General features: G+C 68.3%; 12 protein-coding genes and 1 pseudogene. 10 read left to right on the top strand and 3 right to left on the bottom strand.

What is annotated here, in order from left to right; genetic code table 11:
* Window positions 1–3: 3 nt before the first annotated feature.
* Window positions 4–819, bottom strand: a complete 816-nt coding sequence (gene cobA, locus IEY36_RS06535; RefSeq protein ID WP_188966152.1) for a uroporphyrinogen-III C-methyltransferase — start codon at window positions 817–819, stop codon at window positions 4–6.
* Between the two features lie 347 nt (window positions 820–1,166).
* On the bottom strand, window positions 1,167–1,295 hold the full coding sequence (locus IEY36_RS31085; protein WP_268238105.1) for a hypothetical protein: 129 nt from the start codon (window positions 1,293–1,295) through the stop codon (window positions 1,167–1,169).
* A 204-nt stretch (window positions 1,296–1,499) separates the two neighbouring features.
* On the opposite strand from IEY36_RS31085, the gene IEY36_RS06530 reads away from it, so the two are divergent.
* The 4 genes and pseudogenes from IEY36_RS06530 to IEY36_RS06515 all read left to right on the top strand — a co-directional run.
* On the top strand, window positions 1,500–2,729 hold the full coding sequence (locus tag IEY36_RS06530; protein ID WP_188966151.1) for an acyl-CoA dehydrogenase family protein: 1,230 nt from the start codon (window positions 1,500–1,502) through the stop codon (window positions 2,727–2,729).
* Window positions 2,726–3,691, top strand: coding sequence for a Bug family tripartite tricarboxylate transporter substrate binding protein (locus tag IEY36_RS06525; protein WP_188966150.1), 966 nt, complete (start codon window positions 2,726–2,728; stop codon window positions 3,689–3,691). Before IEY36_RS06530 ends, IEY36_RS06525 begins: the two co-directional genes overlap by 4 nt.
* A 21-nt stretch (window positions 3,692–3,712) precedes the next feature.
* On the top strand, window positions 3,713–4,819 hold the full coding sequence (locus tag IEY36_RS06520; protein ID WP_188966149.1) for an LLM class flavin-dependent oxidoreductase: 1,107 nt from the start codon (window positions 3,713–3,715) through the stop codon (window positions 4,817–4,819).
* A gap of 125 nt (window positions 4,820–4,944) precedes the next feature.
* Window positions 4,945–5,202: pseudogene (locus tag IEY36_RS06515) on the top strand (IS481 family transposase); the annotation flags it as partial.
* A 148-nt stretch (window positions 5,203–5,350) separates the two neighbouring features.
* Here the strand turns inward: IEY36_RS06515 and IEY36_RS06510 are convergent.
* Complete coding sequence (locus tag IEY36_RS06510; protein WP_188966147.1) at window positions 5,351–6,178, bottom strand: IclR family transcriptional regulator; 828 nt, start codon at window positions 6,176–6,178, stop codon at window positions 5,351–5,353.
* Between the two features lie 124 nt (window positions 6,179–6,302).
* On the opposite strand from IEY36_RS06510, the gene IEY36_RS06505 reads away from it, so the two are divergent.
* The 6 genes from IEY36_RS06505 to IEY36_RS06480 all read left to right on the top strand — a co-directional run bounded on the left by IEY36_RS06505 (window position 6,303) and on the right by IEY36_RS06480 (window position 15,121).
* Window positions 6,303–7,865 (top strand): acyl-CoA synthetase, encoded by a 1,563-nt coding sequence (locus tag IEY36_RS06505; RefSeq protein ID WP_188966146.1) that lies wholly within the window; start codon window positions 6,303–6,305, stop codon window positions 7,863–7,865.
* Between the two features lie 26 nt (window positions 7,866–7,891).
* The gene (locus IEY36_RS06500; protein ID WP_188966145.1) at window positions 7,892–9,049 is read left to right on the top strand and encodes an FAS1-like dehydratase domain-containing protein; all 1,158 of its coding nucleotides are present in this window, start codon (window positions 7,892–7,894) and stop codon (window positions 9,047–9,049) included.
* A 34-nt stretch (window positions 9,050–9,083) separates the two neighbouring features.
* The gene (locus tag IEY36_RS06495; RefSeq protein WP_188966144.1) at window positions 9,084–10,049 is read left to right on the top strand and encodes a Bug family tripartite tricarboxylate transporter substrate binding protein; all 966 of its coding nucleotides are present in this window, start codon (window positions 9,084–9,086) and stop codon (window positions 10,047–10,049) included.
* 168 nt (window positions 10,050–10,217) lie between these two features.
* Window positions 10,218–11,456, top strand: coding sequence for a CaiB/BaiF CoA transferase family protein (locus IEY36_RS06490; RefSeq protein ID WP_188966143.1), 1,239 nt, complete (start codon window positions 10,218–10,220; stop codon window positions 11,454–11,456).
* 33 nt (window positions 11,457–11,489) lie between these two features.
* Window positions 11,490–13,097, top strand: a complete 1,608-nt coding sequence (locus tag IEY36_RS06485) for a carboxyl transferase domain-containing protein (protein ID WP_188966142.1) — start codon at window positions 11,490–11,492, stop codon at window positions 13,095–13,097.
* 8 nt (window positions 13,098–13,105) lie between these two features.
* Window positions 13,106–15,121, top strand: a complete 2,016-nt coding sequence (locus IEY36_RS06480; protein WP_188966141.1) for an acetyl-CoA carboxylase biotin carboxylase subunit — start codon at window positions 13,106–13,108, stop codon at window positions 15,119–15,121.
* Window positions 15,122–15,453: the final 332 nt, after the last annotated feature.

Below are 15,453 nucleotides of genomic sequence, written 5' to 3'. Positions count from 1 at the left end.
GGTTCAGGACATCGCGACGGCAGCGCGAGCGATATGCGGGCTCTCGTTCGCCGACTGGCCGAACGCGCCGCCCAGCGCCGCAACCTGGCCAATAACCACCAGGGCCGGGGTCGGCGTCGCAGCGCGGCGCACCGCGAGGGTGCAAGCCCCGAGCGTGGTCGCGACCGTCGTCTGGCCAGGCAGCGAGGCCTGGGAGATCACCGAGACCGGCGTGCCGGCCGGCAGCCCCGCCGAGATCAGGCGTACCGCCATTTCGTCGAGGCAGGACAGCGCCATGAAGGCGACCAGCGTGGCGCCGCTGCGCGCCAACGCCTCCCAATCCAGCGAGTTGGGCAGGCGGCCGCTCTCGTCATGTCCGGTAACGAAGGTGACCGCGCTCGCAATGCCGCGATGGGTGATCGGGATGCCCGCCGCGGCCGGAGCTGCGGTTCCGGCGGTCACGCCGGGCACGACACGCCAGATGATGCCGGCCGCGGCCAGCGCGGCCGCCTCCTCGCCGCCTCGACCAAACAGGAAAGGGTCGCCGCCCTTCAGGCGGACCACGCGCTGCCCGGCCCGTGCGCCGGCGATCATGCGGGCGATGATGGCCGATTGCGGGGTGGCCTGTGCCGCCTTGCGCTTGCCCACCGGGACGATAGTGGCGCCTGCGCGTACAAGGCGCAGCACGCCGCGGCCGGGCAACGCGTCGTGCAGCACCAGATCGGCGCGGCGCAACGCATTGGCGGCTCGCAGCGTCAGCAGCTCGGGGTCGCCCGGTCCGGCACCGACAAGCCAGACTTCGCCCGGGCGTGGGCCGTCAGTGGCGGCGAGAAAGCTCATCGTGGAGATTCCGGAATGGTGTCGTCATCCGGCATCCTCCGCCCACAAAACACGATCTACAACCGTGAGATTTTTAAACCCCGATCGAGGACGGAACCGGCGCGTGCTTCCTTCCTGAGCGGCGGGGGAGGAAATGATCGCCTCCCGGCATCGGATCTGGACGATGTGCCGCACGAAGAGCTTCCTGAACACTATCAGATTTGTTGAGTCTGGTGGCTGTTCGGTTGCCGAGCTGGCGCGCGCTGCGCAAGACATTCTCCGCGGCCCCGTCAGCCGATCGCATCGGCCATCGCCATCCTGTCCGAACGAATAAAATACTTTTTTTTATCGTTTTTTCTTTGACTGCACTACGCCTTGGTGCCGAACATCGCGCCGTCGAAGCCGCACCACACCGAGGGCAACGGTACCATGATCCGCACCATCATCGCGACATCCAGGACGTATCGGGACCACACCCCGCACCACCGCCTGGGCATGATGCGGTGCCGCTCCCGGCCTGGCTGAAGGTCGCGAAGACCAGCGACGCCTCTCACGCCCCAACGCCCCGCGCCTTTCCCTGACCGCAGGCGCAGGCCCCCGCAACCTTCAGCAGAGGCCTTTTGCACGATGACCGATCGTCAATCCCTCATGACCGGCGCACGCGCCACCCTGCCGACCGAGACCGGCTCGGAGCAGCACCGATGAATGCGGGCAGCACCCTTGCTTTCCAGGCGCCGGCCCTCGGGCATGACGCAGCCGGCCGGACGCCGGTGGGGCCGGGTCTCGACCGGCTGACGCCCGTGCTCAATGCGATCGCGCAAGCCGCCGCGCGACACGATCGTGACGGCAGCTTCCCCTTCGACAGCATCGAGCGGCTTCACCTGACCGGCATCCTCTCGCTGACGGTGCCGACCGCGCTCGGCGGCGGCGGTGGTGGGCTCGCTCTGGCGGCGGAGGCCGTCGCCAAGGTGGGCGAGGCCTGCCCCGCCACCGCCCTCGTGCTCGCCATGCAGTTCATCCGCCAGGCAGCAATCGCCCGCAGCGCGGCCTGGCCGCTGGAACTCCGCCAGCGCATCGGGCGGGATGCGGTCACCTCGGGCGCGCTGATCAATGTGTTGCGTGTCGAGCCCGAACTCGGTTCACCCACCCACGGTGGCCTGCCGGCCACGACGGCACGACTGCGCGTCGGCCATTGGTCGATCACCGGCCGCAAACGCTATGCGACCGGCGCGCCGGGGCTGCGCTGGATGGAGGTGCTGGCACGCACGGATGAAGACGTACCGCGCATCGGCAACTTCCTCGTCCCCGCCGATTCCAGCGGCGTCGAGGTGGTCGAGACCTGGAACCATCTCGGCATGCGCGCCTCCGGCAGCCATGACGTCGTCTTCGCCGATGTCGCTGTGCCGCTCGACCACGGCATCGGCCTCGTCCCCGCAGCGGAATGGAGCCGGCCGGACGCCACGCAGTCGGCCTGGTCCACGACGCTGGTCGCCGCCGTCTACACCGGCGTGGCGCATGCAGCCCGGCGCTGGATCCTGGGCTTCCTGCATGACCGCGTGCCGGGCAGCCTCGGCGCGCCGCTGGCGACCCTGCCGCGTGTGCAGGAAGCGGTGGGGGAGATCGAGGCCCTGCTCGCCGCCAATGCGCGCATCACTGAGGCCGTCGCCTTCGCTACCGATTCCGGCCATCCGCCGACCACGGCGGAGAGCAGCCTGCACAAGGTGACGCTCGCCGAAAATGCCGTGCGTGCCGTCGAACGCGCCGTCTCCCTCGCGGGCAACCACGCGCATGACCGCGCCTTGCCGCTCGAACGCCACTGGCGGGACGTGCAGGCCGCCCGCGTCCATGTGCCGACCGCCGACGCCGCGCATCTCGCGGCCGGCCGCCTCGCTTTGTCCCACAGCCAAGCCTCCAGGAACCTTCCGGCATGACTTTCCTTCGCCCCACGCGCCGCACCTTGTTCGCGGCGAGCCTCGCGCTGCCGGCCATCGCGCGCGCCGCAGAACCCTTCCCGTCGCGGCCGATCCGCTACATCTGCCCCTTCCCGCCAGGCGCGACGAACGACAACGTCTCGCGCACCATGGCGCGCGCATTGCAGGCGCGGCTCGGCGTGCCGGTGGTGGTGGAGAACCGCGCCGGGGCGGGCGGCGCCGTGGGCTCGCGCTTCGTCGCCGACAGCAGGCCTGACGGCTACACCTTGCTCAACGCTTCCGCAGGCAACCTGACCATCGCCCCGCATTTGGGTGCCGTCGGCTACGATCCGCTGACCGCCTTCGCCGCGGTTGCCTCGGCGGGGGAGAGCTTCAGCCTCATCGCGGTCAACCCGAAGCTGCCGGTGCGCAGCCTGGCGGAGTTGATCGACTATGGCAGGCAGCATCCGGGCGAGTTGAACTACGCCTCCGCGGGCATCGGCTCGGCGGGCCATCTGCGCGGTGCGCTACTGGCCGATGAAGGTGGCTTCGAGGCGGTGCACGTGCCGTTCCCGGGCAGCGCACCGGCGGCGACCAGTGTCGTCACCGGCGACTGCCACGTGATGCTGGATCCGATCACCGCACCGCATGTCGTCTCCGGCCGGCTGCGCGCCCTGGCGACGCTGGGGGAAGATCGCTGGGACGCCTTCCCGGATCTGCCGACGGCGGGGGAACTCGGCGTCGGCCGCAATTGGCCGTCCGGCGGCTGGTTCGCGCTGTTCGCGCCGGCGGGCACGCCGCCCGAGGTCGTCGCTCGGCTCAACCGCGCCTTCAACGACGCGCTGGGCGAAGCCGAGGTCAATGCCGCGCTGCATCGCTTCGGGCTGCGCCCCGTGGCGCTCAGCCCCGACGTTCTGGCCGAGCGCGTCGCCGCCGACCATGCCGCCACGGGCCTTGCGCTGCGCCGCCTGTCCATCGCCTGACGTATCCGGAGCCCGACACCCATGACGCAGCATCCACTCGAATTCATCGGCATGATCTCCCATCGACATGCCTCGGAGATCCATCCGCCGGCCGGCCCGATCCTCGATCCAGAATACGTGGTGAAGCTGGCGCGCGCGCATGAGGATGGCGGCTTCGACCGCATCCTCGTCGCCTGGCATTCGACGCACCCGGACACGCTACTGGTCGCCAGCCACGCGGCCGCCCATACGAAGCGGATCGGCTTCATGGTCGCGCACCGGCCGGGCTTCATCGCGCCGACGCTCGCCGCGCGGCAATTCGCCACCTTCGACCAGTTGAGCGGCGGGCGCGCGGCGATCCACGTCATCACCGGCGGCAACCCGGCGGAACAGCAGCAAGACGGCGACTTCCTCGACCACGATCAGCGCTACGCCCGCAGCGACGAATATGTCGGCCTGCTCCGTCGCGTCTGGAGCAGCGACGCGCCGTTCGATCATGATGGCGCGCATTACCGGCTGCGCGGTGCCTTCTCCGAGATCAAGCCAGTGCAGACGCCCTACCCGCCGATCTTCTTCGGCGGCTCCTCCGACGCGGCGATCGAGGCGGCCGGCCGACACGCCGATGTCTATGCCTTCTGGGGCGAGACGCTGGACCAGGCGCGCGAGACCATCGCCAAGGTGCGCGCGAGCGCGGTGCGGGCGGGGCGGGATGCTGCGTCCATCCGCTTCAGCCTTTCCGTCCGCCCCGTGCTGGCGGGCACCGAGGAAGCCGCCTGGGCGCGGGCGCGACGCATCCTCGAGCGCATTCGAGAGCTGCGCGGAGATCGATTTGGCAAGACCAATCCGAAGCCGGAGAGCGAGGGGTCCCGCCGGCTTCTCGAAGCCGCTTCGGGTGGCGCGGTGCGTGACAAGCGCCTGTGGACGGAAGTCGCCAGCGCGGTCGGCGCCGGTGCAAACACCACCGCCCTGGTCGGCACGCCGCTGCAGGTCGCGGAGGCATTGGCCGACTACCATGCAGTTGGTGTCTCGACTTTCCTGATCCGTGGCTTCGATCCGCTGGAAGATGCGCTGTCCTATGGCCGCGATCTGATACCGGCGACGGGTGCCGTCATTGCCTCGCGCAGCTCCGGTTCGCTGGCGGCGGAATAGCTCACTCCCTGTCGCCACCCTCCCGACTGGAACGCGCCATGCCTGCCCGACAACATCGCCCTTTTCCCGCTACCGCCGACGTGCCCCCGAACTGAACGTCATGGAGAATATATGGCAACGTGCGCCGCCTCACCGGCATCAACCATCCCTGGACAGACAGGCGGGTCCAGGTCGAGCGGATGAGCCGCACCATCAAGGATGCCGCCGTCAAACGCCGCCACGACGACTGCCACTACGAGCTCAGGCGCCAGCTCGATGGCTTCGTTGCCATCTACAACATCGGCCGACGTCTCAAGCGCCTGCGCTGCCTCACCCCCTATGGATTCATCGGCGAGACCTGCGCCAACGAGCCGTGTCGATTCAACCTCGATCCGCACCACTAGATGCCGGCGCTAAACATGGGCGATCCGATGCTCGTGGCCGGGCTACCGGAGGATGGATGCCATGACGAAGCATCGGTCGCACAACGTCGCGTCCAAGCGGCAGGTTGCCGATGAGTCCGCAGCAGGGGAGATGCTGCAAGCTCTCGCCTCACGGGGCTTCAATGCGCCGCGACATGTCGGCGGCGTTCGCGCGGAGTTCCTCCCCGAGCTCGGCGTACCCGATCCGACGTAGCTGTTCCCCCACCCCGATCACCACCAGCGCATGCGACATGCGGCCGCGCAGCAGCACCGGCGCGGCGATGATCGTCACGCCCGCGATGTAGCGGCCATCGTCCACCGCGTAGCCGGTCTGCCGGGTCACTTCGACATCGGCACGCCACTGCGCCAGCGTCGGTGCGTTGTCCCACCGCAGCCCCCGGAAGCGCCTCTCGATTTCGCCCCAGGGATGGCCGCCGAAGGCCGCGATGCAGCGGCCGCTCGCACTGATCAATGCCGGGTAGCGGCTGCCCACATCCGCCTGGAGGCCGAGCGCGTGGTCGGGGCGCGAGATCGCGACCACCACGATGTGGTCGAGGCTCGCCGCCTCGACACCAATCGCGGTGACACCGTGCTTGGCGGAGAGCGCGTCGAGGACGGCCTGGGCCAGGTTGCTGAAGGGATCGTGCCGAAGCATGCCGCGCGCCAGCGCGACGATTCCGCTCGACAGGCCGTAGCGCTTCGTCGCCGGGTCGAAGGTGACCAATTCCTCCGCGGCCAGGGCGCGCAGGATGTGCAGGCAGGTGCTCGGCACCAGCTTGAGCGCGCGTGCGATGGCGTGCACGCCCAGCGGCGTTTCGCTGCGCGACAGCAGGCGGAGGATCGCCGCGGCGCGCGCGACGGCCGGCACCTGACGGATGACGGCGCCCCGCGGCCCATCCTGTTCCGCTTGGGGCGCGTCAACCGCGCGGCGCGTGTTGTGGTTCGGCGCTGCGCCCATCGGCAATGCCGATCTTTTGTCGTTTTTCATGTTGTCCATATACAACAATTAACGCTTATTGACAACACCCCCGTGCGCTGCAGATAAACCTCGCAACGTGGCAGTGGCCCGGGAGAGACGTTCAATGAAAATGCTCACCGACAGCACGGCGTATGGCTTCGCGCAGGCGAACTTCTCGCTGGACCGCCTCTGGGACTTCTTCGACGGCGACCGCGCCTCGCTCAACATCGCCCATGAGTGCATCGATCGGCACACCACGGATGACCTCCGCGTCGCGGTGCGCGTCGCCCATGCCGATGGGCGCGACGAGGCCATCACCTTCCGCGAGATCGCGCTTCTGTCCTCGCAATTCGCTCATTGGCTGGAAGCGCGGGGCATCGGACCCGGTGACCGCGTGGCGATCATGCTCGACCCCTCCCTTGCCTTCTATGCGGCCATGTTCGGCGCGATGAAGCGCGGCGCGATCGCGGTGCCGCTGTTCACCTTGTTCGGTCCGGAAGGCGTGCGGCTGCGCGTCGCTGACTGCATGCCGCGCGTGCTGCTGACCAATGCGGAAAAGGCCGGCACTGCCGCAGGCATCCCAGGCGTCGAGGTGATGGTGGCCGACGAAGCCTGGCTGGCGGAACTCGGCGCCCTGCCCACCGCTTGGCAAGTCAGCACGCGCGCCGACGACATGGCGCTGTTCCAGTACACCTCGGGTACGACGCGGGAATTGCCGGCGGCGGTGAAGCACACCCACCGCGCCGTAGTGGTGCTGATGATGGCCGCGCTCTACGGCACCGGCATCCGGCCTGGCGATGAGTTCTTCTGCCCTTCCTCGCCGGCCTGGGGCCACGGACTGGCGCATGGCACGCTCGCACCGCTCGCTCTCGGCGTGACCACCGGTACCTATGCCGGGAAGTTCGACGCGGTACGGCTGATGCGCGCCCTGCAGGACTACCGGATCACCAACCTCTCGGCGGCGGCGACGCATTACCGAATGATGCGGACGAGCGGCCGCGCGTCCGATCTCCGCTTCGCGATCCGCAAGCTGTCCTACACGGGAGAACCTATCGACGGCGAGACGCTGCGCTTCATCGACGAAACCTTCGGCGTCCCCGCCTGCAGCATGTACGGCACCACCGAGGTCGGCGTGGTGCTGGTCAACTACCCTGGTGCCACCGACTTCCTGGTGAAGCCTGGCTCGCTCGGCAAGCCGGTACCCGGCCTGCGGCTCGAGGTGCAGGCGCCGGACGGCCGCCCCTGTGCGCCCGGCGAGATGGGCGAGATCAAGGTCTGGCGCCGCGGCGAATGGGTCCCGACCAAGGATCTCGGGCGCATCGACGAGGACGGCTATTTCTATCATGGCGGCCGCGCCGACGATGTCATCATCTCCGCCGGCTGGACCATGAGCGCCGTCGAGATCGAGGACGTGCTGCTCAAGCACGCCGATGTGCGCGAAGCAGCGGCGATCGGCGTGCCCGATTCAGTGCGCGGCCAGGTGGTGAAGGCCTTCATCGTCAGCAACCGCCCGGGCGACGAGGCCTTCGCTCGCGAGTTGCAGGACTTCACCCGCGCCCGGCTCAGCCAGCACGAATATCCGCGCCAGGTCGCCTTCGTGGCGGAACTGCCCAAGACGCCCGCCGGCAAGATCAACCGCAAGGTCCTGCGCGACGCCGAGGCGGCGCGCGCACCGACCGCAGCCTGAACGACCAGAACCGAGGAGTGGAAGTCATGTCCGAGACCATCGTCGCCGAACCGAGCGCCCGGCTTTTCCCGAAGATCACCGACCAGGCGCTGGACGAGCTGCGCGCCCGCATCGGCAAGCCCATCGAGAACACCGTCCAGCCCTGGTGCTACGAGGCGACGCGCGACAACATCCGCCACTACGCCCACGGCATCGGTGACGACAATCCGCTGTGGTGCGACCCCGCCTATGCGGAGCGCAGCACGCTCGGCGGCATTGTCGCGCTGCCGAGCTTCCTGTTCACCACCAGCCGCATCATCTCCGGCTATGTCGGCGGCCTGCCTGGCGTGCATGCCATGTGGTCAGGCGCCGACTGGCGGTGGCACCGCTGGGTCCGGCGCAATGAGACGATCACGACAGAAGCCTCGCTCGCCGAGATCGTCGAGCATGAGACCGCCTTCGCAGGTCGCGCCATCCGGCAGGTCTACCATGTGAAGTTCTATGGTGCGGATGGCGACCTAGTCGCCGATGCCGAGAGCTGGTGCTTCCGCACCGATCGCGACGCCGCGCGTGAGACCGGCACCAAGTACAAGGACGTCAAGGCCAAGCCGCAACGCCGGTACACGGATGAGGAGCTGGCGAAGGTGTGGCGCCTGTACTCCGAGGAACGTCCGCGCGGCGACACCCCGCGATATTTCGAGGATGTCGAGGTTGGCGATACGCTGCCCACCATGCCAAAGGGCCCTATGACGGTCACCGGCTTCATCGCCTATGCCCAGGGTTGGGGCGGGCTGTATATCCGCGCCAACCGCCTCGCCTGGAAGCAGGTACAAGCGCATCCGGGCCTGGGCATCCGCAACCGCTTCAACATTCCCGACTGCCCCGAGCGCGTGCATTGGGAACCGGAGATGGCGCTCATGGTCGGCGCGCCTGGCGCCTACGATTACGGCCCCGAGCGTTGTTCCTGGCTGACGCATCAGCTGACCGACTGGATGGGCGACACCGGCTTCCTGGTGCGGGCGACGAGCAAGCTGCGCCGCCACAACCCGGAGGGCGACCTGCTGTTCATCGATGGCAAGGTAACCGGCAAGCGGATCGAGGGCGGCCGCCACCTGATCGAGGTGGAACAGGAAGCGCGCAACCAGGATGGCGAGCTTTCGGTACTCGGCGGCGGGACGATCGCGCTGCCTTCGCGCAGCGGCTGACAGCAGCGACAACGAACGCAGGAGGAGACGTCCAATGAAAAGAAGAAACATCCTGGCGATGCCGCTGGCCGGTATGGCCGCGGCACTCGCACGGCCGGCCCTGGCACAGTCCTGGCCCACCCGTCCGGTGCGCCTCATCGTACCCTATCCGGCAGGCCAGGGCACGGACCTGTTCGGCCGGCGCTTCGCCGAATTCTACCAGCGCCGCTTCAGCCAGCCCTTCGTGGTGGAGAACCGCGCGGGCGCCGGCGGCAACATCGGTTCCGCCCTGGTCGCCCGGGCGGAGCCGGATGGCTACACGCTGCTGTGGGGCACCAACGCCACCCATGCGGCGAACGAGTTCATGTTTCCCTCGCTCGGCTTCGATCCTGTCGCAGATTTCGCGCCGATCGCCGCCATCCTCAGTCTCGGCATGGTGCTCTACACGGCGCAGGATGCACCAGTGAAGTCGCTCGCGGAGTTCGTGTCCGCGGCCCGCGCGCGGCCGGGCCAGGTCTCGATCGGCGTGCCGAGCACGACAGCGCGCGTGGCGGCCGAGATGCTGCGCCGCGCGGCGGGCATCGAGGTCCAGCAGGTTCCCTACAATGGCAGCGCCCAGGCCCTGACCGGCGGGATGCGCGGAGACGTGCTGGGCGTGGTGGACACCATCGCAAGCTCGCTGGGCGGCATCCATGGCGACCGCATCCGCCCGCTCGGGGTCTCGCTCGCCAGGCGGTCGGGATCCCTGCCGGAGGTGCTGACCTTCCGCGAGCAGGGCGTCGATGTGGAGGTCACCGCCTGGAACGCGTTCTACGCGCCGAAGGGCACGCCGGCGGACATCGTTCGCCAGCTGAACGAGGCGTCGAATGCGGGCCTCGCGGATCCCACGCTGCGTGCCTTCCTCGTCAGCGGCGGCGCCGAGCCTGTCGGCGGCACGCCGGAAGAGCTCGCCGCGCTGATGCGCGCAGACCGCTCGAAATGGCAGCCGGTCATCGAGACCCTGGGCCTCAGGGCCGGCTAGAGCAGTTCCCCGAGGGTGGAACCGCTCTCGCTCAGTTCGAGCGAGCATCTTCACCCGCCCGGGTGATTCCATCCGGACGGGATCTGCTCTGGCCGCTTCGACGGCAATGGAAAACCGGGGAGAGATGTCGATGAGGCACAGCGTTGTTCAGCGCCCGGCCGCGCGCCGATGAGCGCAGCCACGGGCACGGCCTGGGGTGGGCCGCTCGCCGGCCTGCGTGTCATTGACCTGACGCGCGTGTTGGCGGGGCCGCTCGCCACGCAGTTCCTCGGCGACCTCGGTGCGGAGATCCTGAAGGTCGAGCCCCCCGGCAATGGCGACGAAACGCGCGGCTTCGCACCGTTCATCGGCGGCGAGAGCCACTACTTCGTCGGTCTCAACCGGGGCAAGCGAAGCCTCGTGCTTGACCTGCGCCAATCCGAGGGCGTGGAGATCCTGCGCGACCTCGTCGCTACGGCCGATGTGTTGATCGAGAATTTCCGACCCGGCGTGATGGACCGCCTCGGTCTCGGCGCCGAGGCGTTGATGGCGCTGAACCCCAGGCTGATCTACTGCGCCGTCAGCGGCTTCGGCCTGACCGGGCCGCTGCGCGACAAGCCATCCTTCGACATCGTGACGCAGGCGCTGACGGGTGTGCTCAGCGTGAACGGGGAACAGGGCCGGCCGCCGGTCAAAATGGGGCTGCCGATCGGCGACATGTCGGGCGGCATCTTCGGCGCCATCGCGATCCTCTCCGCTCTGCATGAGCGAGCGGTGACCGGGCGCGGCCGGCTGATCGATGTCAGCCTCTATGACGGCACGATGTCGCTGCTGGGCTATTTCGCCCAGCTTGCCTTCCTGAATGGCCAAGACCCGGTACCGATGGGTTCGGCGCATCCGAGTGTGGTGCCTTACGGAGGCTTTCCGGCAAGTGATGGCGCGATCATCATCGCCTGCCTGGCCGACGGCTTCTGGCCGAAGCTGTGCAATGCGCTTGGCTGCCCCGAGCTCGGCCAGGACCCCGGCCTCACCACCATGTCCGCCCGGCGCGAACGCCGCGCCGAGATCGAGCCGCGCATCGCGGCCATCACCGCCACGCGCAGCGTCGCCGAATGGCAGCAGCTACTCGAAGCGCATGACGTCCCGCACGCGCCGGTCCTGGGTGTCACTGCCGCCCTGTCGCATCCGCATGCCGTGGCGCGGGAGATGGTGGTGGCGACCGAACATCCGGCGGCGGGCACGTTGCGCATGCTGGGACGCCCCATCAAGTTCCCGGGCGAGACGCAGGCCCCGCTTGAGGCATCGCCGAGGCTCGGCCAGCATACGGCGGACGTGCTCCGCCGCGATCTTGGCTTCTCCGAGGAGCGGATCGAGGCGTTGCGGCGCCTGGGCGTCATAGACCGCATCGCTGCGGAGCCAGGCGCATGATCGCGATCCACGCTACCAAGGAGGAGCAACACCATGCCCGTGATTGAATCCGCCGTGGACCTCCGTTCGGCAGAGAGCCACGCCAATGCCGAGGCGATGCGCGCCCTGGTCCACGACCTGCGGGAGACGGTCGACCGGGTGCGGCTGGGTGGCGGCGAGGCGGCGCGCGAACGGCATCTCTCGCGCGGCAAGCTGCTGCCGCGCGACCGCATCCGCACGCTGATCGACCCGGTCTCGCCCTTCCTCGAGGTCGGCCAGCTCGCCGCGCATGGCATGTATGGTGGCGAGGTTCCCTCGGCCGGGATCATCACCGGCATCGGCCGTGTCGCCGGCCGGGAATGCATGATCGTGGCGAACGATGCCACGGTGAAGGGCGGCACCTATTTTCCGATCACGGTGCAGAAGCATCTTCGCGCGCAGGAGATCGCGCAGCAGAACCACCTGCCCTGCATCTATCTAGTGGATTCCGGCGGCGCCAACCTGCCGAACCAGGATGAGGTCTTCCCGGGCCGCGACCATTTCGGCCGCATCTTCTTCAACCAGGCCAACATGTCGGCGCAGGGCATCGCCCAGATCGCCGTGGTGATGGGGTCCTGCACCGCCGGCGGTGCCTATGTGCCAGCGATGTCCGATGAGTCGGTGATCGTGCGGAACCAGGGCACGATCTTCCTCGCCGGTCCGCCGCTGGTGAAGGCCGCGACCGGTGAGGTGGTGTCCGCCGAGGATCTCGGCGGCGCCGACCTGCACAGTCGCGTCTCGGGCGTGACCGACCACTATGCCGAGAACGACCCCCATGCGCTTGGCATCGCGCGCCAGGTGGTGGCGAGCCTGAATCAGGTGAAGCGCCCGCCAGTCGAGTTGCGCGAGCCCGTGCCGCCGCGTTTCGATCCGGAAGAGCTCTACGCCGTGGTGCCGCCGGACCTGCGCACGCCCTACGACGTGCGTGAGGTGATCGCGCGCATCGTGGACGGCAGTGCCTTCGACGAGTTCAAGCGGCTCTATGGTCCGACGTTGGTCTGCGGCTTCGCGCATATCTGGGGCTATCCGGTCGGCATCATCGCCAACAACGGCATCCTATTCTCGGAAAGCGCGCAGAAGGGTGCGCACTTCATCGAGCTGTGCGCCCAGCGCGGGATTCCACTGGTGTTCCTGCAGAACATCACCGGTTTCATGGTGGGTCGCAGATACGAAGCCGGCGGCATCGCCAAGGATGGCGCGAAGCTGGTCACCGCCGTCGCGACGGCAGCCGTGCCAAAATTCACCGTCATCATCGGTGGCAGCTTCGGTGCCGGCAATTACGGCATGTGCGGCCGAGCCTATTCGCCGCGCTTCCTGTGGATGTGGCCGAATGCGCGCATCTCCGTCATGGGCGGCGAACAGGCGGCCTCGGTGCTCGCCACCATTCGCCGTGACGGCATCGAGGCGCGCGGCGGCAGCTGGCCGGCCGAGGAGGAGGACGCCTTCAAGGTGCCGATCCGCGAGCAGTACGAGGCGCAGGGCCACCCCTACTACGCGAGCGCACGGCTTTGGGATGATGGCGTGATCGACCCGGCCGATACCAGGCGCGTGCTGGCGCTCGGGCTATCAGCGGCGTTCAATGCGCCGATGCACCAGACGCGCTTCGGCCTGTTCCGGATGTGATGGGTACCATGTTCCGCAAGATCCTGATCGCCAATCGCGGCGAAATCGCCTGCCGCGTGATCGCCACCGCGCGACGCCTCGGCATCGCCACCGTCGCCGTCTATTCTGAGGCCGATGCCGACGCGCGGCACATGCGCCTTGCCGACGAAGCCTGGCCGATCGGCCCCGCCCCGGCGCGGCAGAGCTACCTGTCGATCGAGACGATCATCGCCACCGCCCGGCGCGCCGGTGTGGAGGCGATCCATCCTGGCTACGGCTTCCTGTCGGAGAACGCTGCCTTCGCCGAGGCCTGTGCGGCGGCGGGCCTCGTCTTCATTGGCCCGCCGGCGGCGGCGATCCGCGCCATGGGCTCCAAGGCCGAGGCCAAGGCGCTGATGCAGCGTTCCGGCGTGCCGCTGGTGCCGGGCTACCACGGCGAGGCGCAGGATCTGCCCATCCTGGCCGAGGCCGCCGCGGGGATCGGCTATCCGGTACTGATCAAGGCCAGTGCCGGCGGCGGTGGCAAGGGCATGCGGATCGTCGAACAGCCGGAGGATCTTGAGGCCGCCGTCGAGGGCGCCAAGCGTGAGGCACTCGCTGCCTTCGGTGACGATCGAGTGCTGATCGAGAAATACCTCACACGGCCGCGGCATATCGAGATCCAGGTCTTCGCCGACACGCAGGGCAATGCGGTGTCGCTGTTCGAGCGCGACTGCTCGATCCAGCGGCGGCACCAGAAGGTCCTCGAGGAAGCGCCGGCGCCCGGCATGGCCCCCGCCCGCCGCCGCGCCATGGGCGAGGCCGCCGTCGCCGCTGCGCAGGCGGTGCGGTATGTCGGTGCCGGCACGGTCGAGTTCATCGCCGAGGGCGACGCCTTCTACTTTATGGAGATGAACACCCGCCTGCAGGTCGAGCACCCTGTCACCGAGATGGTCACCGGACAGGACCTGGTGGAATGGCAGCTGCGGGTGGCAGCCGGCGAGAAGCTGCCATTGACCCAGGACCAACTCCTGATCCGCGGGCATGCCATCGAGGCGCGCGTCTATGCGGAAGATCCCGCGCGCGACTTCCTGCCTTCAACAGGTCGTCTCGTGCATCTGCGCCAGCCGCGCGAGCAGTCTGGTCATGTCCGCGTGGACACCGGCGTGCGCGAAGGCGACGTGATCACCCAGCACTACGACCCGATGATTGCCAAGTTGATCGTCTGGGGCGAGGACCGCCCGACGGCCGTGCGGCGCCTGGTCGCCGCCTTGTCCGAGTACGAGGTGGTCGGGGTCGCGACCAATCTTGGCCTACTGCGCGCGATCGCCGGCCATGCTGCATTCGCCGCCGCAGACCTGGATACCGGCTTCATCGCGCGTCATAGGGTGGCGCTGCTGCCGGTGACGCAGCTGCCTGACCCCGCTGAGGAAACGGCGATCTGGGCCGCGGCGGCGCTGACCGTCGTGCGCAACCAGGATGCCGCCATCCAGGCCGCGGCGCGTGTTACCGGCGATCCCTGGTCGCCCTGGGCTGCGGTGGATGCGTGGCGCCTGAACGGTGACGGCTATCAGGATCTGCGTTTCCGGCGCGGCGACGTCGGTGCCGTCACGCTGCGCACCTACCCTCTGCCTGACGGCAGCTTTCGTCTTGAATTGCCGGGCGGCGCGGTCCAGGCGAGCCTCACCGAGGATGCGGCCGGGCTGCTGCTTGTGGTCAACGGCGTCTCTCGCCGCCTCAACGTGGCGCGGCGTGGCGCGGAACTGACGGTCATCCTTGCCGGCGGGAACCATACGCTGGTCCACGAGAACCCGCTCGCCCCGCCGCGCACCGAAACGGCGGGCGCGGACCGTGTGATCGCCCCGATACCCGCCCGCGTGACACGCGTGCTGGTGGCGCCCGGCGATGCGGTTCAGAAGAACGCGCCACTCATGGTGCTCGAGGCGATGAAGATGGAGCTCACTCTTCGCGCGCCGATGGATGGCACGGTGGCGCAGGTTCGCCACGCCGTGGACGACATGGTCGACGAGGGTGCCGAGCTCGTCACCTTTGCGCCGAACGTGTAGCCCACATGCAACAGGCCTGGTGATCGACTGTGAGAGAGCCCTTGGTGGTGCCGGTCGACATCAAGATGGCGCCATGGCTGGTGTTGCAGAATCGCAACCAGCGAATGTCCGCGGCTCTCATGGCACCAAGGTTCCGCTGACGCGCTACTTATACGGTTCTGCGTCTTGAGTGACGCGCTGAGATTCTGGAGTGTTTGGTTCTGTGATTCGCTTTGTGCCTGAGCGATTCGCGGAGTTTGGATAGCGAGAGGCATTTCGATCACGCGGCTTGATCTTGATGCGTCAGATCTTCGCGCGGCGTCGGTGCGCGCAAGATCGTCGGCGGCGGCGCG

Origin of the sequence: Neoroseomonas lacus (genome assembly GCF_014644535.1) — a bacterium.
In the GTDB taxonomy this organism is placed as follows: Bacteria; Pseudomonadota; Alphaproteobacteria; order Acetobacterales; family Acetobacteraceae; genus Neoroseomonas; species Neoroseomonas lacus.
The sequence above is the reverse complement of the archived record's forward strand: the minus strand, read 5'-3'. Positions and strand labels throughout refer to the sequence as shown.